Origin of the sequence: Myxococcus sp. CA040A, assembly GCF_013336725.1 — a bacterium.
Lineage (GTDB): Bacteria > Myxococcota > Myxococcia > Myxococcales > Myxococcaceae > Myxococcus > Myxococcus llanfairpwllgwyngyllgogerychwyrndrobwllllantysiliogogogochensis.
Map to the genome: position 1 here is coordinate 548,419 of NZ_JABUMR010000002.1, position 22,918 is coordinate 571,336.

The window sequence follows — 22,918 nt, forward strand, 5'->3', positions numbered from 1 at the left end:
ATCGCGTGCGCTCCGGCATCCTCATCTGCCTCTGCTTGGGACTGTCCGCGGTGGCGGCCGCGGAGTGGAAGGAAGGCCTCTCGGTCGCGGGAGAACCGAGCGATGTGAGGGTGTGGCGTCCTGGCACCGTCGCCATCGCTTCCTCCCAGGGCGTGGAGCTCCACATCGACGGGGAGCAGGTGGCCAACCGGGTCTTGTCGCCCGCCGTGGGCACATTGCTGTTGTCCTCGGGTTGCTTCGCGGGCGTGCGGGGGGATGGGGATATCTTCGCCCACAACGACTGCCTTCCTCCTGACAGCATCCTCCCGGAGCTGCCCACCGCGACGACGACCGAGGTTCGCCGGGTGATACAGACCGCGTCGGGCACTGGCTACGCCTCCGTCGCGGTCGATACGAACGAGTTCCTGCTGCTGCACGCGAGCCCGTCCCAAACCGCCACCTTCCCGTGGAACACCCGCGTCCTGGAGACGGGGCAGTACAAGGCGACGTCGGTGATGGGCGTGACGGAGACCGCGGGGGGAGTGGCCCATGCGATCATCCCCGTCGTCGGCAATCCGAACCTCCTCTACATCCGAGGCGACCGGAGCGAGGCCGCGTTCAACATGGACGCTTCGCTGACGACGCTGCCGCTCCTGACAGTGGACCTCATCTCCACGAGCGGGGTGTATCCCATCATCCTGGCGGGCAACTCGGATGGACTGTTCCGCGCGCCGCTCTCCGCCTCGCCGGTTCCCCAGGACTTCCAGCGCGTCACGCTGCTCGACTCGGGACCGGTGAGCATCGTGTCCGTGGACATGAACACCGAGCTGAGCAGCAGCCGGGGGACGGGCTTTGGCCTCGCGGTGGGCACGCGCAACGGCGGAGAGAACGTCGTGCTCGGCGCGGTGCCGACGGGAAGCGCGACCGACTCGGGGGTGACGTGGCGAATCCATCCCGCGTTCGCCAACGCGTCGTTGCCGGTGTCGGACCCGTTCGCCCAGGTGTCCTGCGTGGACTCCACCTTCTGCGTCATCGCCCTGCGCAACCCGGTGCAGAACGTCATCTACTACATCAACGCCGTGGCACCGGTGTTCGGCGCGATTCCGGCGCCGGTCAACATCAACGAGGCCACGACGCGGACGCTGGATGTGACGGCGACCGATGAGGACGGCGACGCGGTCCGAGTCTCCGCGGAGGTGGGGCAGTCATTGGTGCAGGTCAACGCCACGCCCGGAGTGGACGCGGTGTCGCTGTCCCTCACGGCTCCAGTGGTCTGCGAGCCGACGATGACCCAGTTCACGGTGTTCGCCTCGGATGGTCTGGGTACGCATGACCGGCAGGCCACCGTGTCCGTGCTCATTGAAAACACGGAGGGCCCTGGGGCGCCCGTGGTGATGCCGCTCCAGGCCACGACGTCCGCGGGAGGCCCCGCGCTCGTGTTCGCCGCGTCACCTGGCGCCGGAATCTGCGAGTCCGTGGACTACGTGTGGAGCACGCCCCCGGGCCAGCCGGTGTTGCACACGGACGCGGGCGGCCGCTCCGCCACGTTCATGCCTTCGGACTTCCTCTGCTCGGCGACAGGCGCGCGTTACACGTACGAGGTGCGGGCGAGGGACAAGGGCCTGGCTCCATCCGAGCCCACGACGTTCACCGTGGACGTGCGGCCGTGGGGAAAGCCCGCGGCGCCCTTTGCGCCGAACACCGTGCGCCCGTTGACCTCCGGGCACACCGCGGAGCTGCGTCCCGAAGCGCTGCACCCCTGTGAAGCCACGGCGGGGCTGCCACAAGTGGAGACGGTGTGGCGGCTCCAGGATGGGGGCGCGGTGCCTCCAGGGCTGACGGTGAAGGATGGTGCCGGCAACCCCGTCGACCTGACCTCGCCCGTCACCGCGCCAGTGCTCCAGGTGTCAGCGGAAGGCTGCGCGAGCACGTCGCTGACGCTGGTGGCCCGCAACCGGATGACCGTCGCGGGAGTGGGCCTGTTGGAAGGGCCGGAGTCCGTGGTGAAGGTAGAGGCCCAGCCGGAGGCGGAGGATGTGTCGGCCGCCAGCCTCGACCTGTCGATGCGTGTCACGGGCGGGCAGGACGTCGAGGCGACGCTGGGCACGTCCCTGCGCTGCCCTGGGGCGCATGCGCTCAAGGCGCGCATGTTCCTGGAGTCCGCCGATGGCGCGCCCATTTCCTCCCAGGTGGTGCCCGTGCCCGGTGCGTGGCGCTTCCAGTTGCCAGCGATCTGCTCGGCGACCACATACACGGTGCGAGGCGAGCTCTTCTCCGACGTCGCCGCCCCCGTCGAGGCGGGCCGGACGCGACAGACGGTGACTTCCGAGGCGCGAGCGGTCGCCCTGGGTGAGCTGGAGGGTGAGGCGCTCGTCGCGCGTTGTGGCGAGGGCGCGACGACGACCCTCACGCAGGAGATTCCTCCCGACGCGTGCTCGGACGTGAGCGTCTCCTGGTCCCAGGAAGGTGGCCCCGCGCTCGCGCAGGGCGAGCTGTCGGGCCGCAGCGTCACCGTGGCCACGCGCGAGACAGGCCTGCAGGAACTGGTGGGGACGTCCGTCACCCTGCGCGTCAGTGCCGACGCGGGTGGGGGCAACGCGGCGGCGCGGGTGCACACGGTGCCGATTGTCGCGGAGCCTTTTGTCGACGTGGCGCATTCCACGGAGACCGCTTCCGGCCAGGAGACCGGACTGGTGGGCGTGGTGGTGCAGCTGAGCAACACCACCGACTGTGCCGTCACGGGCCTGCGCTATGTGGAGCGCGTCGAGGGCATGGAGCTGGTGCCCGGCAGCGTGAAGGTCGCGGGGCTGGCCCTCGCGGAGCAGTCCGACGAGGGAGGCTTCGCCGTGGAGGGTGTCGCGCTCGCCGCGCACGCGACGAGCACGCTGACGTACGTGGCCCGGCCTCGGCTGCTGTCCTCGCCGCGCTTCACTGGCGAGGTGTTCCTCAACGGCGTGCCCGTATCGGGAGCCCTGTCGCGCGAGCCGTCCTCGTCCTGTGGCTGCTCGCAGGGAAGCTCGGGCGGGGCCCTGTTGGGTTTGCTCGCGGTGGCCCAGTGGCTGCGCCGTCGTCGGGACGGCGCGCGGCGCTGAGTCAGAGGCCGAAGGAGATGCGGTGGCGGCGGCTGGGAGTCTCCGGCCGCTCCTCCAGCACGCCGAGCAGCTCCAGGCCCCGCAGCGTCGCCAGGGCCTGTCGCTCCGACAGGTCCGTCAGCGCGAGCAGGTCCTCCACCGTCTTGCTGCCGTCCGCGTAGGCCAGGAGCAAGGCCTGCGGCCCCTGCAGCTTCAGCTCGTGCAGGCCGTAGGGCGGGTCGGCGGTGGGGAACAGGCGACGTCCCTGGCCCATGCGCTGACGCAGGGCCACCAGCGTCTCCGTCTTCTCCACGCCCTCCAGCACCAGGTCGCCCGGGAAGACGGACAGCTTCACCAGGTCCGCGCGCTGCGGCCTCATGGCGCTGAAGCCGTAGGCGCCTTCCGTCCAGGTGAAGGTGGACCAGAGCAGCTCGCGGACCTGCTCCTCCAGGAGCTGTCGCCGCCGTGGGGCATCCAGCACACCCAGGCGAATCATCGCCTCACCGGTGCGCAGCCCCTGCTGCTTCGCGACGGCGGCCACCTCCGCGAGCTTCTCCTCCGTGAGCACGCCGCGCCGGACGCAGAAGCGACCGAAGCGCTCGTGGGCCAGGTTGGAGGCCGCGTACACGATGCGGCCGGACTCGAAGTAGACGACCTTGAGGATGGAGCCCTGCTGGAGCTTCAGCTCCCCGTGGTGGCGCGCCTCGTAATAGGCGTTGAGCAGCCGCGCCACGGAGGTGTCCTTCAGGTCTCCACCGAGGGACCACTCGGGCAGCGCGCGCCGTGTCTTGGCCGACGCGGGCTGAGCGTCGGTCCACACCTTCCCCCGGTGGGCGAAGGGCAGCGGCAGGGCCGGCTCCTCGCTCTCCAGGCCGGGCAGCGGCGCGGAGTCGGGGATGGCCTGCATGGGCGCACTGGCCTCGCCCGCGTCCTCCTCCGTGTCGGGAATCAGCTCCTCCAGGACGATGAGGTCCACGTCGTCGAGCAGCTCATCCTGGGCCGCGTCTTCCTCCACGGGAGGCGCGGCGCGGGGCACGGGCTCGACGCCGCCCGCGCGCTCCAGGGCCTCCAGCACGGTGATGAGCTCGAAGGGCTTCTCGAAGAAGCCTCGGGCGCCATGGACCTGCACGGCCTCCTGCGCGAAGCGGTCACCCTTGTACACACCGCTCACCGCGATGGCGGGGATGCCATGGGCCCGCAGGGCACCGAGCACCTCGCTGCCTCGGATGTCGGGAAGCAGCAGGTCCACCAGCGCCGCGTCCCACGTGGAGCCGGGGCTGAGCGCCTCCAGCGCGGCCTCGCCGGTGTGCACGGCGCGCGCGTCGTGGCCCCGGCTCTGGGCCGTGGAGACGATGAGGGAGGCCAGTTCGTGGTTGTCCTCGACGATGAGCAGTCGCGCCATGGGCGGCCGGACCATAGCATCGCCCCCATGAACGTTCAGGGCTTCCACCACGTGGCCATCCAGGCGTGGGACATCGAGCGCGTGACAGCCTTCTACAGGGACTTGCTGGGCTTTCCCGAACTCACCCGGCATCCGCGCCCGGACGGCACCCTGCGGAGCATCTGGGTGGGCGTGCCCGGGGGCGGCTTCCTGGCCATCGAGGCGGCGGGCGCGGAGCCCGAACCCCAGCCCTTCCGGCACCCGGGTCCGGGCCTGCTGATGCTGGCGTTCCGCATCGCGAGGGCGGAGCGCGACGCGGTGGTGTCCGAGCTTACTCAGGCGGGCGTCCCCCTGGAGCACGAGACGCGGTGGACGGTGTACGTGAGGGATCCAGAGGGCAACCGGGTGGCGCTCAGTCACCACCCGGAGGACTAGGGGGCGGGGTGTGCGTGCTTGCGGACCGGGATGGGGCGCGGCTACAAGCCGGTCATGCGCCTGGGCGAACAGCTCCTGAAGGATGGCCTCGTCACCGCGGAGGGTCTCGAGGAGGCGCTCGAGGCGCAGGTGGTGCATGGCGGGCGGCTCGGGACGAACCTGGTGGAGCTCGGGCTGGTGTCCGAGGTGGACCTGGCCCGGGTGCTGGGCTCCCTGCACAACAGCGCGTTCGCCTCCGGGGAGATGGTGCCGGACCCGAAGGCGCTGGAGCTGGTGCCCGCCAACCAGGCGGATGACAAGGAGCTGCTCCCCATGCGGGTGGACGCGACGCGCCTGAGCGTCGCGGTGGTGAACCCGCACGACTTCGAGACGTTGGACGCGATTGCCTTCAAGACGGGCAAGCGCGTGGTGCCGGTGGTCATCCCCGAGTTCCGGATGAACCAGCTGCTGCGCCGCTACACCAAGGCGTTCCGCCCGCTGCGCGCCATCGACATGAACGCGGTGCGGCCCCGTCCCAAGCCGGGCTCGCCCCAGGCGGAAGCGGAGATCGCCAAGGCGCAGGAGAAGCCGCCCGACCTGATGAGCGAGGAGGAGTTCCAGTCCGTCTACGCGCAGGCCCTGCGCGGCGGCGCGGACTACGAGGGCGACGTCGGCGAGGAGGAGGTCATCACTGGCGTCGAGGTGGTGGAGGCCCTTCCCGAGCTCCCGCCGATGCCCATGGCGACGGTGCCCGTGACGCGTCCGGTGGCCCCGCCTCCCGCCATGCAGGCGCAGCCCCCCGCGCCGCGCCCGGTGGCGCCTCCGCCGCCCATGCCGCCCCCGCCTCCTCCGATGCAGGTGGGCGTGCCCGCGGCCCCGGTGCCTCCGAGGCCGCCGGTGGCACCCGTGGCGAGTCCTCCCGTGGCCACCGCGCCCGTGCAGCGTCCGCCCGAGCCACCTCCCACGCCGCTGACGTTCGCGGAGGCGCAGGCGGAGCTGGCGCGCAGCACGGACCGCGAGGATGTGGCGCGCACGGTGCTGCGCTTCGCGCTGGGCAAGTGGCGGCGCAACCTGCTGCTGTCGGTGCAGGGCAGCCTTGTGACGGGCTGGCACGGCATGGGCCCGGGGGTGCGCGAGGCGGCGGTGCGTCGCATCGGCGTCGCGCTCCGGGAGCAGAGCACGTTCCGTCTGGTTCGTGACACACGCTCGCACTACGTGGGGCCGGTGCGCCGGGACGCGGCGATGGGCGTGTTCTACAAGCTGCTGGGTGGCGGCTTCCCGACGACGGCGGTCATCCTGCCGCTGCTGGTCCGGGGCAAGGTCGTGCACCTGTTGTACGTGGACAATGGGCCGGATCAGCTCACGCCGCCGGACGTGGGCGAGCTGATGATCCTCTCGCAGAGCGTGGGTCGCTCGTACGAAGCGATGATGCGGCGCCGCAAGAGCGCGTAGTCCCCATTCGGGATTCTCGAAGACGGTTCGGGTGTTCGCTGACGCCGCGGTGACGTGGCGTCGCGAGACCGGGTGCGTTTCGTCCCAGTGACGGACGCGGGTTCACGGGAGCAAGGCTTGGAAGACGACGGCAACCAGGGGACAGCACCGCACGAGGCGCAGCTTCGGGACCTCCTGGCCGCGATGGAGGCAGCCAACCAGGGTGACTTCTCGCGGCGCGTGTCCGTCCGGGGAGCGAATCCGCTCATGGACCGGTTGGCGGAGACCTTCAACGCGGGCGCGGAGCGGTGGTCGGCCCTCTCGCGAGAGGTTGCCCGGGTGGGCCGCGAGGTGGGAGTCGAGGGGCGGCTCGGCGCGCGGGTCGACGTGGCGCGTTCCGTCGGAGCGTGGCGGGACCTGGCGGACGGAGTGAATGTCCTCGCCGGCAGTCTCTCCGCGCAGGTGCGGGACCTCATCCGGGTGAGCGGCGCGGTGGCGCAAGGGGACCTGTCGCAGACGCTCACCGTGGAGGTCCGGGGCGAGTCGCTGGAGCTCAAGAACATCGTCAACAGGATGGTGGCGCAGTTGACGACCTTCGCGAGCGAGGTGAATCGCGTCTCGCGGCGGGTCGGTGTGGAGAGCACGGGCGGCGGCGCTGACACGGGGCACTCCGGCGTGTGGAAGGAGCTCAACGACAACGTGGGCTTCACGGAGAAGCTGGCGCTCGCGTCACGGCACAAGAGCGAGTTCCTGGCGAACATCAGCCACGAGCTGCGCACGCCGCTCAACAGCCTGCTCATCCTCGCGAAGCTTCTCTCGGAGGACTCGGACCAGCGGCTGGGGCCGAAGGAGGCGGAGTACGCGCGGACCATCCATGCCTCGGGCGTGGATCTGCTCTCTCTCATCAACGACCTGCTGGACCTGTCCAAGGTGGAGGCGGGGAAGCTGCGGATCGAACCGGAAGAGGTGGCGCTCACGGAGGTGAAGTCGCTCATCGAGCGCGACTTCCAACACGTCGCAGAGCAGAAGGGCCTGGGCTTCGGCGTCGCGCTCTCGGGCACGCTACCTCCGACGCTGCGCACCGACTCCATGCGGCTTCGGCAGGTGCTCAAGAACCTGCTGTCGAACGCCTTCAAGTTCACGGATGCGGGGCGAGTGGAGCTGCGCATCACCCAGATGGCCCAGGGGTTGGTTCACTTCGAGAACCCGGTCCTGAATCAGGCCGGCGAGGTGCTCTCGTTCAGCGTCGTGGACACGGGCATCGGCATCGCGCAGGACAAGCTCCAGCGCATCTTCGAGGCGTTCCAGCAGGCGGAGCCGGGCACGGGCCGCAAATACGGGGGCACGGGCCTGGGGCTGTCCATCAGCCGCGAGCTGGCGCGCCTCCTGGGTGGAGAGCTCCATGTCGTCAGCGAGCTGGGGCGTGGCAGCACCTTCACGCTCTACCTGCCTGATGTCTATGTGGGGGCGGAAGCCCTGGACGAGGTAGGGGAGTCGCGGGACCCCACGCGCGCTGGAAGGTCCGTCGTGCAAGGCGCGGTGGAGCTTTCGGCGGCCGACATCCCGGCGTTTGCCCGGGGCGGGCCAGCGCGGGGCGGACCTCGTGGGCCTGACGATGGCGCGAACTCAGTCGTGGTGGCGGCGGCTGGGGTCCTGGAAGAGGGGCGCGAGTCGAGAATGCTCGACTACGACGCGCCGCCCGAGACGGTCATGCGGCGTCGCGTGCTCGTCGTGGACGACAACATCCGAGAGGCCTTCTCACTCATCAGCGTCCTGGAGTCGCGCGGGCTGGAGAGCCTCCACGCGGAGAGCATGGACGAGGCCCTGCGTGTCCTGTCGGACTCGCCCGAAGTGGATGGACTGCTGCTGCTCATCGCGATGACGGAAGCGGGCTACACGGCCCTGAGGACGCTCCGCGCGGATGCGCGCTTCAGGGGGCTGCCCATCGTCGTCGTCACGGCGAATGCGCGCGATGACGAGCGGGCGAAGTGCCTGGACGCGGGCGCCAGCGACTGCGTGACGCGTCCCCTGGACACCGACCAGGTCATCGCGTTGCTGCGCCTGGAGCGCCGCGCGTAGGCGCTGGCAGGGCTCATTTCCGGGAGCGCCTGCCAGCGAGCATCGAGGGGGTCTACTCCTCGGAGGGCGATTCGAAGTCCACGTCGAACGAGACGCGCTGCCCGGGCTCCAGCTTGAAGGTCTTCTGCCACCGCGCGCCGTTGGCGATGACGAGGAGCTGGTGCGTGCCTTCGTAGACGTCCTGCTCCTCCACGGGGGCGGCGCCGACGAGCCGACCGTTGAGCGTGACGATGGCGTCCTTGGGCGCGCGCACGTTGATGAAGCCCTTGTTGAGGAAGATCTGCTGCGCGTTCCGTCCGCCCGCGGTGATGGTGAACGTGCGTGCCACCTGGATGCCGAGCACGGCATTGGTGAGCGTGAGCACGTGACGGCCCGCGGGCAGGGCCACGCTGAGCGGCGTGCGACCGAGGAACCCGCCGGAATAGGACACGTCCACACGAGGGTCGACGGTGAGGTCCAGGAAGCCCGTCGCAATCACCTCTGCGCCCGCATCCACGCCACTGTCAGCGCTCGTCCCCGCGTCGGTATCCAGGCCGATCATCGCCACGGACGGAGGACCCGCATCCTCCAGCTCCGCTTCGATTCGAGGGGGCAGTCGCTGGACGATGACGGCCGCTCCACCCAGCGCGAGCACCGTGCCCACGCCCACGGCGGCGAGCCAGGCCCGAGAGGACTTTCGAGGAGTACCGGCCGTGGGCGGCACGGGGCCCGAGGCAGGCACCGCGCCCGTTTGCGGCGCGGAGACCCCGGATGCACCCGCTCCAGTCGCGACGCCCGGTGAGGTGCCCGCGAGCGGCGCGGCACCCATGGTTGAGGCGGCGGTGGCCGCGGAGGGCCCGGAGCTCGCGGTGGCGGCGGGCGCTCCCGAACTCAAGGTCGCCGACTCAGTGGCAGCCGGAGTTCCAGCGCTCGCGGTAGCCGACCCGGTGGCGGTGGGAGCTCCAGCGCTCGCGGTGGCCGACCCGGTGGCGGCGGGAGTTCCAGCGCTCGCGGTAGCCGACCCGGTGGCGGTGGGAGCTCCAGCGCTCGCGGTAAACGACCCGGTGGCAGTGGGAGCTCCAGCGCTCGCGGTAGCCGACCCGGTGTCGGCGGGAGTTCCAGCGCTCGCGGTTGAGACACCCGCGCTGCTGGTCCCGTCCGGGGTACTCGTCGACGCGGTGGCGGAGGCGCTCCCCGTCGCGTGGAGGGTCGCGACGGCGGGCAGCGTGGGATTGGAAGCGGTGATGCTCGTCGCCTCGGTGGCGGGCGCTGCTCCCGCCGCGACGGTCGCGGAGGAGCCCGTGCTCTCCGTCGATGGAGCAGGGCTCGTCGTCGTGCTCACCTCGGCGAGTTGCACGCCGCTGGTGCCGCCGGACATGGCCGCGAGGATGGAGAGCTGGCCCTGCATCGCCGGCCACACCTTCGGAATGGCCGAAGGGGGCAGGGTGCCCGTGACGAGGAACTCCGCCACGGCGGGAGGGGCGACGCCGACCTTCTGGAGCACGTCCGCGATGCCCGCCTCGATGACCCGGCGCCGCGCGGCGCGGGCCTCGTTCTCCGGCGGGAACAGTTTGGCGAGGTAGTCCGCCAGCGACGTGTGCGCGGGCAGCGTGCCGACCGCCTCCACAATCGCTTCACGGAAGGCGTGCGCGGACGGGTACCGGTCATACGCGCGCTTCGCCGTTGCCTTGCGCACCACCGCATCCAGCTTCAGCGGCACGTCCACGGACATCGTCGGCAGCGTGCGCGTGAGCGTCGCCTTGTCCGGGTCCGCGTTGTCCTTGAAGGGCATCTTCCCGGACAGGCACTCGTGCAGCACGAGTCCAAGCAGGAACACGTCCGACTGGACATTCACGGCCTCGCGGCCCCCCAACAGCTGCTCGGGAGCGCTGTACGCGCGGCGGTTCTTCACGCGCTTTCCATCGCGCTCGCGCGGGGCCACGCTGAGCGCGCCGTAGCCCGTTACCTTCGTCAGGCCGCTGAACGAGAGCATCAGCGTCTCGGGCCGCACGTCGCCGTGCACCAGCGGCGAGCCGTCGTCGTTGCCGGCCATGTGCGCGTAGTGCAGGCCCGTGGCGGCATCCGCGGCCACCAGCGCGGCCAGCGGCGGAGGCAGCCGAGGGCTCGCCTCCAGCACGCGGCGCAAGGGTTCTCCATCGGCGAACTCAGTGACGCGCGCCAGACCGCCGTCCTGGGCCGCGAGGCTGTGGACGCGCAGGATGTTCGGGTGCTCGAAGACGAGCGCCCGGCCCGTCTCTCGCGTCAGCTTCGCCGTCAGCTCCGGGCTCTGCACCACCTCCTGCGGAGCCCAGATGAGAACCACGGGGCGAGGAGGCAAGCCATCCTCGAGGGCAAGCCCCAGGAAGGCTCGGGAGCCCGCCCCGGCGAGCAGGGGACCAAGTGACAGGTAGCGCACGGTGCTCATGGGGCACGCATGCTAGTGCGAGTTGCGCGCCCATCGAAATCCGAGGAAGCCGCTGCCACGCTTGCCCGGAGGCCAGCCCTACAGGCTCTGGCCCCGGTCCTGCTCGAAGGGCAGCGTGATGTGGTACCCGTAGCGGCCCCTCCGCACGAGCAACAACACGCTCCGTCCGCGCCTCGCCGTCACCAGGGCCTCCTTGAACGCGTCCGCCGAGGCCACCGGCTGGTTGTTCACCCGGAGGATGATGTCCCCGGGCTCCAGCCCCACCTCCGCCGCCGCGCTCCCCGCCCTCACCCCCGTCAGCGCCAGCACGCCCCGGGACTCTTTCACTTTGAGTCCTAGTCGGTCCCAGGCCAGGGACTCCACCATGCGCGGGGGGAACTCGGAGGGGGTGAGCTGGACGGTGCGTGAGGCCCCTTCGCGGAAGAGGACCAGGGGGAAGGCGGAGCGCGCGGGGTAGCCGCGCACGCGGGTGTCGAAGTCCTCGGCGTCCTGGATGCGGGAGCCGCCCAGCTCCGCGACGATGTCCCCTCGCTTCACGCCGGCCTGGTCCGCCGGGCTGCCGGCCTCCACGGACGTCACCAGCGCGCCGTAGGAGCGGTCCCACCCGAGCTGTCGGGCCGCCCTCGGCGTCAGGTCCACGGCATCCAGGCCCACCCAGGACGGGCGCACCTTGCCGAAGCGGGTGAGCTCATCGACGATGCGGCGCACCTTGTCGGCGGGGATGGCGAAGCCGATGCCCTGCGCGCCGCCGCCGAAGATGGCGGTGTTGATGCCGATGATTTCGCCGTCCACGTTGAGCAGCGGGCCGCCCGAGTTGCCGGGGTTGATGGCCGCGTCCGTCTGGACGAAGTCGTTGTACACGCGGTTGTCCGCGCGGAAGGTGCGGCCCACGGCGGAGACCACGCCCGCCGTGACGGTTTTGCTCAGGCCGAACGGGCTGCCGATGGCGACCACCGTCTCGCCAATCATCAGGTCCGCGCTGGTGCCCAGCCGGGCGATGGGCAGCGCCTCCTTCGCCGTCACCTTGAGCACGGCCAGGTCGTTGCCCGCGTCGCTGCCGATGACCTCCGCGTCGTACGAGCGACCGTCCGCGAGCACGACGTGGATGGCGGAGGCGCCCCGGATGACGTGGTCATTGGTGACGATGATGCCCGTCGGGTCGATGATGACGCCGCTGCCCAGGCCCTCGATTTTCTGGCGGCCCTGCTCGCCGCCCATGCCCCCGAAGAACTCCTCCAGCGGAGACCGGCGGCGGAAGCGCGACTCCACCTCCTGTTCGGTGCCGATGTAGACGACGGCCGGGGAGACCTTCTGGACGACCTCCACCACGGCATCGCGACGCCGTGCCATGTCCGCGCTCGCGCCGCTGGATGCCAGCAGCGTCACCACCAGGGGTCCCCACCTCATGACTCCAGCCTTCATGTCAGCCCTCCGTGCGCCCGCAGCGGATTGTCCGGCGAATGACACGCAGACTGTCGGGAAGCCGGCGTCATTCCCACGATTCGCTGGAGGCGGTGCGTTGCCTTTCATAGATCAGTCCGCACGTCCGTGAACGATTGCATCACCGGGAGGCGGCCGTTCCCCGAGGATTCCGGTTCATCCCAGGGGCAGGCGAAGTCCTGGCGGCGTGGCTTGGGGGCCGCGCTGGTGCCGAGGAGCGGAAGAATGAGTCTCGTCCTGGTCGCGGATGATGAACCCGCCGTGCTGGAAGTTCTCAGCCAGGTGGTGGAGGACCTCGGGCATGAGGTGGTGAGGGCTCGAGACGGCGAGGAGGCGCTGGGCCTGGCCCGGGCGTGTCGCCCACACCTGGTGGTGACGGACCACATGATGCCTCGGCTGAGCGGGGTGGAGCTGTGCCGCCGGCTGAAGCGAGACGCGGACCTGAAGGACGTGCCCGTCATCCTGCTGAGCGCCGTGTTGCCGCAGGGGGCGCCGGAGGCGCACGCGTTCCTGCACAAGCCGTTCGAAATCACGGACTTCGAGGCCCTCATCCACCAGTCGCTGGTGAACGCGCCGAAGCCCGCGGTGGGAGTCGAAGTCCCACCTGGGGCGACGCTGAGCCAGTGGGCGGCGAGGGCGCTGCAGGGGCCGCTGGAGGAGGCGCGGCGACAGCTTCGTCGCCTGGAGTCGGGGCCCTCGGTGGACCGGGCCGCGCTGGAGGTCCTGCGCGCGCAGCTCGAGTCGATGGATACGGTGGCGTCGGAGCTGGCGCGCCTGCACGGGGGCGCGCTGTCCGTGGAGTCCCCGTTGGGGCGGGGCCTGTTGTTCGGGGCTCGGGTGCCGAAGGGGAGCGTGAGCTGAGGCTCAGGCCTTCTGGGACTTCAGCATCCAGCCAATCATCTTGTAGAGCAGGCGGGCGCCGACGTTGCCGTCCCACTCGCTGCCTTCGGGGTCCGGGGCGACTTCCGTCAGGTCGAAGCCGACGATGGTGCGGCCGGAGCGGACGACGCCGGAGATGAGGGCGATGGCCTCCGGGAAGGACAGGCCGCCGGGGACAGGTGTGCCGGTGTGCGGGCAGAGCACGGGGTCCAGGCCGTCGATGTCGAACGAGAGGTAGACCTGCTGTGGGAGCAGGGCGACCATTTCATCGACCTGGCGGTTCCAGGGGATGCCGTCGAAGCGCTTGTTCTGGAGGGTGGCGTCGAAGAAGCCGTGGACGCGCCCCTTCGAGTCCTCGATGTAGCGGTGCTCTTCCTGGCTCATGTCGCGCAGGCCGACCTGGACGAGCGTCTTCACGCCGGGGATACGCTCGGAGACGTTGTACATGATGGACGCGTGGGACCAGGTGAAGCCCTCGTAGGCGACGCGCAGGTCGGCGTGGGCGTCCAGATGGAGGACACCCAGCCCGGGGTACTTCTCCGCGTGGGCGCGGATGATGCCGAAGGAGATGGAGTGGTCTCCACCGACGGCGGCCACGCTCTTGCCCTGGTCGAGCCAGTGCTTCGTGGTGCGGTAGACCAGCTCGTTCATCTGGTCGCAGAGGGCGTTGACGCCGCGAGCGGCCGCGAGCAGCTCGGCCTCGCCCGAGTGGATGCCGCCAGCCTCGATGACGACCTGGGCGCGCTCCTTGGCGCGGGTGTTCCAGTCGCGGAGCTCCTCGGACTCGGGGAGCATGGCGATGCCGCGCTCGTAGGGGCGGCCCGTCTCCACGTCGAAGAGGTCGACCTGTCGGCTGGCGTCCAGGACGGCGGCGGGGCCCTCGGAGGTACCGCCGCCGTAGCTGGTGGTGGCCTCGAAGGGGACGGGGATGAGGACGACGTGCGCCTCGTCGGGAGAGTGGGGGAGTCCGAAGACGCCGGAGCCCGGCTGCGCCGCGGCGCTGGGGTCGAAGTGGGTGGCCATGGCGGCGGAGGATAAGGGGCCGGGAACGGGGTGCAACTGTCCGTTAGGGGCGCGGGCCACACTTCCCCACGGTCTGGCCCACCTCTTTCAGGCAGTGGAGGGTTCCGTCGCCTGGCGCGCAGTCGTGGTCCTTGGTGCAGCCCATGTCGACGGGGCAGTCATGGCCGGCCCCCCCGCTCAGGGACGTCACCGTGAAGTCCGAGTTCGCGACGGATTCGATGATGGGCTGATTGCCCACGGCGCCCGCGGAGACGTGGCGCAGCTCCAGGGTTCTTTCCTCCCTGGTGACACGAAGCCGCAGCTCGGAGGGTCTCGTCTCGGGCGCCGTACAACCCGGTTCGAGTGCATCTCTCGTCGCCATGAAGATGGCGGTCTGGAGTGACTGGGCGATTGCAATCGATTCGGCACCGGCCGCGATGGCGACGGGAGTGTGGGTGCCAGGCGTCACGCCGTTGGTGTCGAACTCGAAGATGCACCGACGATTGCCGTCGCTGAGGATGACGAGTTCGCCGTCATTCACTGTCCCGTTGACCTGGATGCGGCCCTGGGCCCGGCCAGGAGTCTGTTCCTGGGTGCAGTCGTGGTTGCACGCGCCGCATGCATTTGAGTTCCCATCATCACAACTCTCGGGAACCAGGCTCGTGACATTGACATGTCCATCGCCACACTTCGCGACCCTGCAGGTGTCGACGCAGTTGTCGCTGCTGTCCTCATTCCCGTCGTCGCACTCTTCTCCGGGGTCGACAAGGCCGTTGCCACAGCGCTCATTGGACCGACAGTCCGCGCGGCATCCGTCGCCGTCACGTGTGTTGCCATCGTCACACACTTCACCCGAGGCTGTGTCGACGAGGCTGTTGCCGCACCGCTCCGTGGAATGACAGTCATCGCGGCACCCATCGTTGCTCACGGTGTTTCCGTCGTCACACTGCTCGCCCTGTTCCGTGTCGCGCACTCCATTTCCACACGTTTCGTTGGAGTGACAGTCTGGACTGCACCCATCACCCCTGAGCTTGTTGCCGTCGTCACACACTTCCCCCACGACGGAATCGACGACGCCGTTCCCGCACGTCTCCGTGGACTTGCAGTCGGCACTACAGCCGTCACCCGAGAGGGTGTTCCTGTCGTCGCACTTCTCGTCCGTGGCCGCGTCCACGACGCCGTTGCCACAGACCTCCAGGGACCGGCAGTCCGCGCTGCATCTGTCGCCGCTCTCGTTGTTTCCGTCGTCGCAGTTTTCACCCCACTCGACATTGAGAAAGCCGTCGCCGCATTTCTCCTGGGACTTGCAGTCCTGGGAGCACCCGTCGCCACCGACGGTGTTGCCGTCGTCGCAGGCTTCCTGGGTTACGGCGTCGACGACGCGGTTGCCACAGGACTCATCGGACAGACAGTCGGCGCTGCATCCGTCGTTGTTCGTGTTGTTTCCGTCGTCGCACATCTCGCTATCGGCCGCGCTGAGGATTCCATCGCCGCACCGCTCGACCTGGCACGCGGAGTTGCACCCGTCGTTCTGGTTGATGTTTCCATCGTCGCATTGTTCGCCCTGGTGGGTCTGGACGAGCCCGTCACCACAATCGTTGAGGATGCAGGCCTTTTGGAACGCGGCGCATCTCTGGCCTTCGGGGCACACGATTCCGGAGGGACAGACCGTGCTCTCGGGCTGGACACAGGCGAGGGGGCCGGCGGTCAGGAATGAGAGGATGAACGCCGTAACGGTTCCACGGAGGAAGGAGTCCTGGTTCATGAATCACCTCTTCAGAAGCGAACCGTGCCCACGACGCCCTTCGATTCGGAGTCGAGAGCGGGGGCAATGACCATGGACGGACCTGATTCCTCGGGATTGAGGCGGAAGGCCCGCTGACGATTGAGATAGATGAGCACCGCCCCCGTGACGGCGGCGGCGCCTCCCAGGGAATAGGCACCCACGGCACCCGCGTGGAATCTGGAGCCCGTTCTGCGGAGCGCCGACAGCTCTCCCTCCAGGAGGCTCCCCTTGGGGTCGATGCGTGAATCGAAGTCCCGGAAAGCCTCATTCGCCTTCCAGTGCATCAGCCCGCCACCTCCCGCCGCCACCACCCCCACGCCCAGCACCGTCCACGGAATCCACGCCGACCATCGGCGCCGATAACGGATGACCTCGTCCTCGGTGTACAGCTCCAGGTCCAGCTCGGCCTTCTCGCCGGGCAGCAATGGCTGACGTTTCTCCGTCGGCAGATACCCATCCTTGAAGGCGACGATGCTGTGCACACCGGGTCGGATGAGCGCCTGATATCTCCCAGGCGCCGTGAACAGCGCCTGCCCGTTCAACGTCACGACGGCGCCCTCCTGGTCACACCGCACGTCCACCCACGCAAGCTGCTTCTCGAGCAGCGCGTTGTAGGAGCGGGCGTGCTCGTACCTGCCGGCGTCGAGCGGCTCGGGTCCATGGCCCATCGCCGCCTTCAGGTGCTTGTGGACCTCGATGGGCTGGTCGAGGTTCATCAACGCCAGCGCCAGGTTGTAGTGAATCGCCGGGTGGTTCCAATGCCGCAAGGCCCGGCGGTAGTTCCGACTCGCCTCGACGAAGACCGACTCTCGCAGACGCTCATTTCCCTCGAAGAAGAGCGCCTGGGCGGCCTGCTGCTCATCCCGGGGCACGCCCAGGGCCCAGGGGCGGTCGCCGCCCACGTCCAGCGGCTTGTCCACACGCTGCGCCATGGAAGCGCTCGCGCATAGACACATCAACACCACGGCCAGCCCGCGTCCACGCGAGCCGCCTCTCTGAATGGCTGTCATGGGTGCCTCACCTCAGGGTTTCGATGAAGGAACTTCCGAGCGTGGATTGGATGCGCAACGTCCGTTCCTGCTCGCGTTGGAGCAGTCGTTCCGCCTCCGCGCGCGCGAGTCGCGCCTGCTGAGCGCTCTGCTCGGCCCCGCGCAGCGCCTGGTTCGCGAGGTACTGAGCCCATCGCGCCCGCTGCACGGCCTTGACCAGCTCGGCGTTCTTCTTCAACAGCTCTTCGTTGGTCGATTCGACCTGGGCGTTGGCCTCGAGCGCGCGAAGCTCCGCTTCCTGGCGGTCCAGTTCCTTGGCCTGGACCTCCGCCAGTCGCTCCTCGGCCTCCGCCGCCGAACGCTTCGCCAGGAACTCCGCGTTTCGAGCCGAGGCCTCCGCGCGCAACGCGATGACGGCCTGGTGCTCCGCCTCCTGTTTCGCCTCGCGGATGAACACCAGCGCCACCGCCGCCGCCGCGAACAACAGCGTCACCAACGTCGCCGCGCCAACGACGAACCCCCGCTTGAGGCGAGCCATCCGAGTCGCCTGCGCCAACACCGCGTCCAGGAACGCCCGCTGCAACAGCGGCAGCTCTCCCCGATATCGCCGCTGGAATCGCCGAGCCTCGTCCGCCATCTCGCCGCGCCAGAGCAGTCCGCTGTCCCGAGCCTTGGCCTGCCATTGTCGGGCCGCGTTTCGCAGTTGCTCCAGGAACGCCGAGTCCTCCTGGCCCTCCTCGAGCCACCTGCGCAGCGTGGGCCAGCCGGAGATGAGTGACTCGTGGACCAGCTCCACCGACGCGCCCGTGGCCTTGTTTCCCGTCTGGATGACGAGCAGTCGCGCCTGGACAAGGCTGTCGATGAGCCGCTGAAGCTCCTCCGCGTCCCGGGTCAGCTCTCGCAGCTCCTCCAACGAGACAATCGCGCGCGTGCGCTCGGACGTGACGAGCCGCAGGAAGATTGCCCGGGCCAGGGCCCGCTCCTGCAATGACATGCCCGCGAGCACGCTGTCCGCATGCGTGGCCAGCGCCCCCGCGATTCCGCCGAGCTGCTGAAAGGCGCTCTCCGTCAACATCCGGCGCGAGGGGTCTCTCGCCTCCCACAGCCGGGTGGCCGCGAACTGGAGCAAGGGCAGGGCGCCGGGTGTCGTCTCCAGGTGCTGGAGCATCTCGGTCACCATCTCGGGGGACTCGAAGCGATAGCCCGCCATCTCCGCGGGCTGCACGAGTGCGTCACGCAGGCCGTCCTTCTGGGGCGCCGCCAGGAAGAACAACCCTGGAGACAGCTCCGCCATGAAGCGCTCGTCCTCCGATACCCGGTCCAGGAAGTCGGAGCGCAACGAGAGGACGACGCGGATGGGGGAGGTGGCGTCGTCGGCGATTCCAGACAGGCAGGCCGTGAAGGCGCGACGCTCCCGCGCATCGGGCACCAGCGTGTAGAGCTCCTCGAACTGGTCGATGAACAACACGATGCGCCGGCGCTCGCGGCGGGCGCGGGCTCGCAGGACGGCGCCCACGTAGCCCGGCTCCAGTCGCAGGTGCGCGGTGATCTGCTGCTGCTTCCGGAGGTCTTCCTCCAGCGTGGGCGACGACGTGACGAGCGGAGCCACCATGCTGGCCAGCGCCCCGAGCGGATCTCTCCCCGGGCGGATGATGAGCGACTCCCAGGGGATGCCGGTCCGCTTGAGCACCGGCACCAGTCCCGCGCGAACGAAGGACGACTTGCCCGCACCCGATGGGCCGACGACCGCGAGCAGGGGCTGGTCCTGGAGCCGGTTGACGAGCGCGGCGGTCTCCCGTGCGCGGCCGAAGAACCGCGCCGAGTCCGCCTCCTGGAACGAGCCGAGGCCCGCATAGGGACTCTCGTCGAGCCCCGCCTCGTGGACGAACCGACCGGGGAGGAATGGCTCCAGGGCCCGCAGCACCGCGAGTGCATCCGGGAAGCGCTGTGCCTTGTGCTTGAGCAGGCACCGGTCGACGACGGAAGCGAGCTCCACGGGGACATCCGGAACCACGGCCCGGAGGGTCGGCATGGGCTCGTTGAGCAGCGCGGTGACCATCAACTGGGGACCCCGCAGGGGCTCCAGCGGATGGCGGCCCGCCAGCATCCGGAACAGCATGATGCCGACAGCCCAGATGTCGGTGCGGTGGTCGACGGGGATGCCGTTGCCCCACTGCTCGGGGGACATGTACGCCAGCGTTCCGAGCAGCGCGCCCTGGCGCGTCAGGTGAAGCGACTCATTCCGGGTCCCCGGAACAGGCAGCAGTCGCAGTCCCTCCAGGAGCGCGCGCGGGTCCGTCTCGCCGCGGTGCTCATCGCCCTGGAGCACCTTCGCGATGCCGAAGTCCAGCACCTTGATGGTGCCGGAGTCCGTCACGATGATGTTCTCCGGCTTGAGGTCCCGGTGGACGATCTTGTGCGTGTGCGCGCAGGAGAGGGCGCGGAGGACGGGCGACATCAGCTCCACGGCGCGCGAGGGCGGCAGGCGCGGGCTGCTCTTGAGGAGCTTGTCGAGCGGCTGGCCCTGCAGGTACTCCAGCACCATGTACGGGCTGCCGTTGGCTTCACCGACTTCGTAGATGATGACGATGTTCTCGTGGCTGCACCGGGCGGTGGTGCGGGCCTCGAGGATGAAGCGGCGGGCGAACTGCGCGTCCTGCGTGTGCAGCAGCTTGATGGCGACGCGGCGGCCGAGCCGGGTGTCGCGCGCCAGGAAGACGGTCCCCATGCCTCCGCTGCCGAGCTGTCGAATCAGCTCGTAGTGCTGGATGCGAGTGCCCGGGCCAAAGGCTCCGAGGCTTCCGGGCAGTGGGGCATGGGGATGGGGCGCACTGCGGGCGGATGAAGAGGGGTCTGGCTTCATAGGGGTACTCGGTGAGGCAGGGGGGCCTCGGGAAAGCGCGAGCGGCCCATCGCCCCCGCGAAGGGTGCGGGCCGTGCTTCAGCGAATCTCGATGAGGGCGGGTCCGACAGGGACGAGACCGCAACCCGGGTCCCTGTTCGCGGGGAGACTGATGCCAGCCGTTGACGAGAGCTCTAGAAGGGGAGGACGGACTTTCCGGAGAAAGCTCTCGTTGCCAATCTTGAGCACACTTGCCTGCTTGCCTATGTGAACGCGAGGGCAGGGCTGTGTCGTGTGAGCGGCGCTTGGGCGTGCGCGTGCGCCCCGGGCGGAAACAGGCCTCGGGACGGGAGGTGGGGTGGGGTATCGACTGCGCGACACCTTGTCATGCCCGCCTGCTACGGTGAGGGAATGACACGTTGGCTCGTGCCCGTCCTGGTGTTGGTGGGCGCGGCGATGATGACGGCGCTGGGGCACCTCTCGTTCAACGCGGCCCTCTTCGTGCCGTTGCTGGCGCTGGGGGGAGGGCTGCTGCTGCTTGTGACGCTGGTCCTCGCGGTGCTGCCCGCACGGAGGTCGGTGAACTTCGTCACCCTGGCCTACCTGCTGGGCGGCGTCGCGCTCGCGGGCGCGGGCATGGTGCGCGGGATGTCCTGGCGATTTGATCGAGTCGAGGAGGAGTTCGCCCCGCTCATCGCGGCGCTGGACGCCTATCACGCCGAGAAGGGGCAGTACCCCGAGGCGGTGGCGGAGCTGATTCCAGCGCACCTGTCGAAGGCGCCGTCGTGCGAGCTGGAGAGCGAACCCGCGGTGAGGCAGGGACTCTCGGATGGCGGCTATTACCGCAAGGGGCCAGACGACTACGGCATCACCTGCTACACCATCGTCTTCTGGAAGTACTCGTACAACCCCGTGAAGAAGTATTGGTACGGCTGGGATTGAAGGAGCGCCCGGGTCCGAGGTCCGGGCGCCCCAGGCGGGTCAGAAACCCACGCGCGTCATCGTGAAGGGCTGTGAGCCATTGACGCCCTTCTGGAGGACGATGCCGGTGATCTTCCCCGTGAAGAGGCTGCGCTGGATCTGGCTGATGGAATAGACGTCACGCGTCTCCCCAGCCAGGTCCCTGAATGCGATGAACGAGCCGATGGCGGGGTTGTTGGGGAGCGCGTAGAAGCTGGCGGTCTCCGTGTTGCAGCCCAGCACGGGGCAGGTGCGGCTCACCGTGCGCACGTAGCTGCCCTCCACGCGGTCGGCGTACTCAGTGCCGGTCAGCGTCATCGTGAGCAGCTCCTCCGGCGCCGCGAGGGGCCAGGTGCGGGAGTAGGTGCCCACCAGCCCGGCCAGACTGTCAGGTGACTCGTAGACGGCGGCCTCGACGGTGCCGGTGTCCTCGGGGCGCTCCATTCCGGCCTCCGTGCCCTCCAGGCCTCCACATCCCGCGAGCAGCGCCAAGCCGATGACCATGCCATGCCGAAGGTGTCCCATGTCGCGCGTTGCCTTCCCGGGCCGCACGTGTGCGGCGAATCCGTGAGTTGAGGGTTGATTCAGTCTTCAGATAAGTCGCCGCGCGTGACGCCGTCAAGCACCGTGCGTGGAGGCTCGCGGGCGGGAGCGTGACGTTCCCGTCACTGATGCACCGCGTTGATGTCTCACGGGATTCCATCGGTCACGCCAAAAGGCCACGCCAGCGGAACTGGCAATCCAAGACGTGAGGGAATAGAGGCCTTCCACGATTGACCGCGAGTGGTTGTCAGGTGCGAGTCTGCATATGGCCGTACCCAGACACGCAATTCCAAAGAGGAGCAATCATGACGCCAGTCCGAGGCGCAGCGCCGAGGTTCATGGGGTGGGGGCTGTTGGTCATTCCGTTGCTGTGGTCGTGTGGGTCGGCGACGGGGGACGCCGGAGGACCGTCGGCCTCACCTCCGGCGGGGGAGTCCGCGCGAGGCGTGGTGTCGTGGGAGGAGTACCAGCGCAGCGCCCGGCAGGTTGTGGATGGCAAGGAGCACTACATCGTCGAGTGGGACCTGGGTGTGTCGCTGGAGGCGCTCCGTGAGCGTTATGACCGGTACGTGAAGGCGGAGGCCTTGGGGGAACGAGGAGCCCCGGAGCCGCTGGGGACTCGGACGTCACCGCTCATCGTCAACACGGTGGGTGGGTTGGACGACATCTGGCCCTGGGCTTCACGCTTCAACCTGCGCTACTGCGTGAGCAATGCGTTTGGCGCGAACAAGGCGCGCATGGTCAATGAGATGGCGAACGCGGCGGCGAACTGGCGGTTCGTCGCGGACGTCCAGTTCATCTATGACGCGAGCCAGGATGCGAACTGCACCAATGCCAACCTCGCGGTGACGTTCTCCGTGCAGCCCTGGACGGGCAGCGGCGCGTGTGCCTTCTTCCCCTCGGGAGGTGGCTGTGTGGCGCGCACGCTGGTCATCAACATCGCCGGACTGGACCCCGCGCCGCCCAGCTCGCCCAACGTGACGACGGCCACGGTGCTCATCCACGAGTTGGGGCACATCCTGGGCTTCCGGCATGAGCACACGCGGAACCCCAGTCCCTGCTTCGAGGACAACAACTGGCGCGCGCTCACGCCCTACGACGTCAACTCGACGATGCACTATCCCTGGTGCAACGGCGTGACGACCTCCACGCTCAACATCACCTATCCGGACGCCGCGGGCGCCGCCCTCCTCTATGGCTGGCATACGAACGCCAACGTGGACCGCTCCGTGCCCGCGACGCACACCCACAACGTGTCGGTGACGGCCCAGGTGGCCCAATCGTTCTACTTCCCCATCGACGTGCAGACGAACTTCGCGGAGGGCTGCTTCGCCGCGGGGGCGGCGCCGACGGCCGCGCACATTCGCGTGGGCAATGGCTTCGCCGGCGCCGTGGCGGGAGTCGCTACGTCTGTCTTCAACACGGGAGTCCAGTGCAGCCCCTTCGGCGCGACCTACACCTGGTACCGGGCCACCTTCGCGGGGGTGTCCATGCCGGCCCTGAGCACCTATACGGTTGCCTTTGGCACGGGGACCCAGCCGCTCACCATCGCCGTCGACAACAACAATCCCTACAGCGGCGGGACCCTGTGGGACTCCGTCGGTGGCGGGCGTTTCTATGCCTCGGCGGACGGGCGAATCCGCGTGGGCCGCCTCGGGCCTCCCTGAGCTGAGCGCCACGACATTCCAGGAGCGGGGCGGCCAGGACAACCCGGCCGT

At 69.1% G+C, this 22,918-nt stretch carries 15 protein-coding genes and 1 pseudogene; 7 read left to right on the forward strand and 9 right to left on the reverse strand.

The features are described from left to right. The first annotated feature begins 5 nt into the window (after positions 1–5). Complete coding sequence (locus tag HUA75_RS09105) at positions 6–3,071, forward strand: hypothetical protein (RefSeq protein ID WP_174486133.1); 3,066 nt, start codon at positions 6–8, stop codon at positions 3,069–3,071. Between the two features lies 1 nt (position 3,072). On the opposite strand, the gene HUA75_RS09110 is transcribed toward HUA75_RS09105, so the two are convergent. After that, entirely contained in the window at positions 3,073–4,452 is a 1,380-nt protein-coding gene (locus HUA75_RS09110) for a response regulator (protein WP_254627468.1), read from the reverse strand. Between the two features lie 27 nt (positions 4,453–4,479). On the opposite strand from HUA75_RS09110, the gene HUA75_RS09115 reads away from it, so the two are divergent. The 3 genes from HUA75_RS09115 to HUA75_RS09125 all read left to right on the forward strand — a co-directional run bounded on the left by HUA75_RS09115 (position 4,480) and on the right by HUA75_RS09125 (position 8,355). Continuing rightward, positions 4,480–4,866, forward strand: a complete 387-nt coding sequence (locus tag HUA75_RS09115) for a VOC family protein (RefSeq protein ID WP_174455597.1) — start codon at positions 4,480–4,482, stop codon at positions 4,864–4,866. A gap of 54 nt (positions 4,867–4,920) precedes the next feature. Next, complete coding sequence (locus tag HUA75_RS09120; protein WP_174486135.1) at positions 4,921–6,297, forward strand: general secretion pathway protein GspE; 1,377 nt, start codon at positions 4,921–4,923, stop codon at positions 6,295–6,297. A 117-nt stretch (positions 6,298–6,414) separates the two neighbouring features. Next, complete coding sequence (locus tag HUA75_RS09125; RefSeq protein WP_174486136.1) at positions 6,415–8,355, forward strand: ATP-binding protein; 1,941 nt, start codon at positions 6,415–6,417, stop codon at positions 8,353–8,355. A gap of 52 nt (positions 8,356–8,407) precedes the next feature. Here the strand turns inward: HUA75_RS09125 and HUA75_RS09130 are convergent, their stop codons facing one another. Both HUA75_RS09130 and HUA75_RS09135 read right to left on the reverse strand, forming a co-directional pair. Continuing rightward, positions 8,408–10,759, reverse strand: a complete 2,352-nt coding sequence (locus tag HUA75_RS09130; RefSeq protein WP_174486137.1) for a protein kinase — start codon at positions 10,757–10,759, stop codon at positions 8,408–8,410. Between the two features lie 78 nt (positions 10,760–10,837). Continuing rightward, the gene (locus tag HUA75_RS09135) at positions 10,838–12,181 is read right to left on the reverse strand and encodes a trypsin-like peptidase domain-containing protein (RefSeq protein ID WP_174455593.1); all 1,344 of its coding nucleotides are present in this window, start codon (positions 12,179–12,181) and stop codon (positions 10,838–10,840) included. 243 nt (positions 12,182–12,424) lie between these two features. Between HUA75_RS09135 and HUA75_RS09140 the strand changes: the two genes are divergently transcribed. Then, positions 12,425–13,060: a response regulator gene (locus tag HUA75_RS09140; RefSeq protein ID WP_174486138.1), complete on the forward strand. Its 636-nt coding sequence runs from the start codon at positions 12,425–12,427 to the stop codon at positions 13,058–13,060. A 3-nt stretch (positions 13,061–13,063) separates the two neighbouring features. Here the strand turns inward: HUA75_RS09140 and HUA75_RS09145 are convergent, their stop codons facing one another. The 5 genes and pseudogenes from HUA75_RS09145 to HUA75_RS09160 form a co-directional block, all read right to left on the reverse strand. Continuing rightward, complete coding sequence (locus HUA75_RS09145) at positions 13,064–14,101, reverse strand: agmatinase family protein (protein ID WP_174486139.1); 1,038 nt, start codon at positions 14,099–14,101, stop codon at positions 13,064–13,066. A gap of 43 nt (positions 14,102–14,144) precedes the next feature. Continuing rightward, positions 14,145–14,621: a hypothetical protein gene (locus HUA75_RS46550; RefSeq protein WP_254614516.1), complete on the reverse strand. Its 477-nt coding sequence runs from the start codon at positions 14,619–14,621 to the stop codon at positions 14,145–14,147. Between the two features lie 87 nt (positions 14,622–14,708). Further along, positions 14,709–15,845 (reverse strand): annotated as a pseudogene (locus HUA75_RS47885) (DUF4215 domain-containing protein); the annotation flags it as partial. An 11-nt stretch (positions 15,846–15,856) separates the two neighbouring features. Beyond that, positions 15,857–16,876 carry a hypothetical protein gene (locus HUA75_RS09155; protein ID WP_174486141.1) on the reverse strand — a complete coding sequence of 340 codons (1,020 nt, stop codon included), beginning with the start codon at positions 16,874–16,876 and terminating at the stop codon, positions 15,857–15,859. A 7-nt stretch (positions 16,877–16,883) separates the two neighbouring features. Beyond that, positions 16,884–19,718 carry a serine/threonine-protein kinase gene (locus HUA75_RS09160; protein WP_174486142.1) on the reverse strand — a complete coding sequence of 945 codons (2,835 nt, stop codon included), beginning with the start codon at positions 19,716–19,718 and terminating at the stop codon, positions 16,884–16,886. A gap of 390 nt (positions 19,719–20,108) precedes the next feature. Here HUA75_RS09160 and HUA75_RS09165 point away from each other — a divergent pair, with 390 nt between their 5' ends. Then, positions 20,109–20,639 carry a hypothetical protein gene (locus tag HUA75_RS09165; protein WP_174455589.1) on the forward strand — a complete coding sequence of 177 codons (531 nt, stop codon included), beginning with the start codon at positions 20,109–20,111 and terminating at the stop codon, positions 20,637–20,639. A gap of 39 nt (positions 20,640–20,678) precedes the next feature. On the opposite strand, the gene HUA75_RS09170 is transcribed toward HUA75_RS09165, so the two are convergent. Further along, positions 20,679–21,182, reverse strand: coding sequence for a hypothetical protein (locus HUA75_RS09170; RefSeq protein WP_217446001.1), 504 nt, complete (start codon positions 21,180–21,182; stop codon positions 20,679–20,681). A 323-nt stretch (positions 21,183–21,505) separates the two neighbouring features. Here HUA75_RS09170 and HUA75_RS09175 point away from each other — a divergent pair, with 323 nt between their 5' ends. Continuing rightward, complete coding sequence (locus HUA75_RS09175) at positions 21,506–22,867, forward strand: M57 family metalloprotease (protein WP_254627470.1); 1,362 nt, start codon at positions 21,506–21,508, stop codon at positions 22,865–22,867. Positions 22,868–22,918 lie beyond the last annotated feature (51 nt).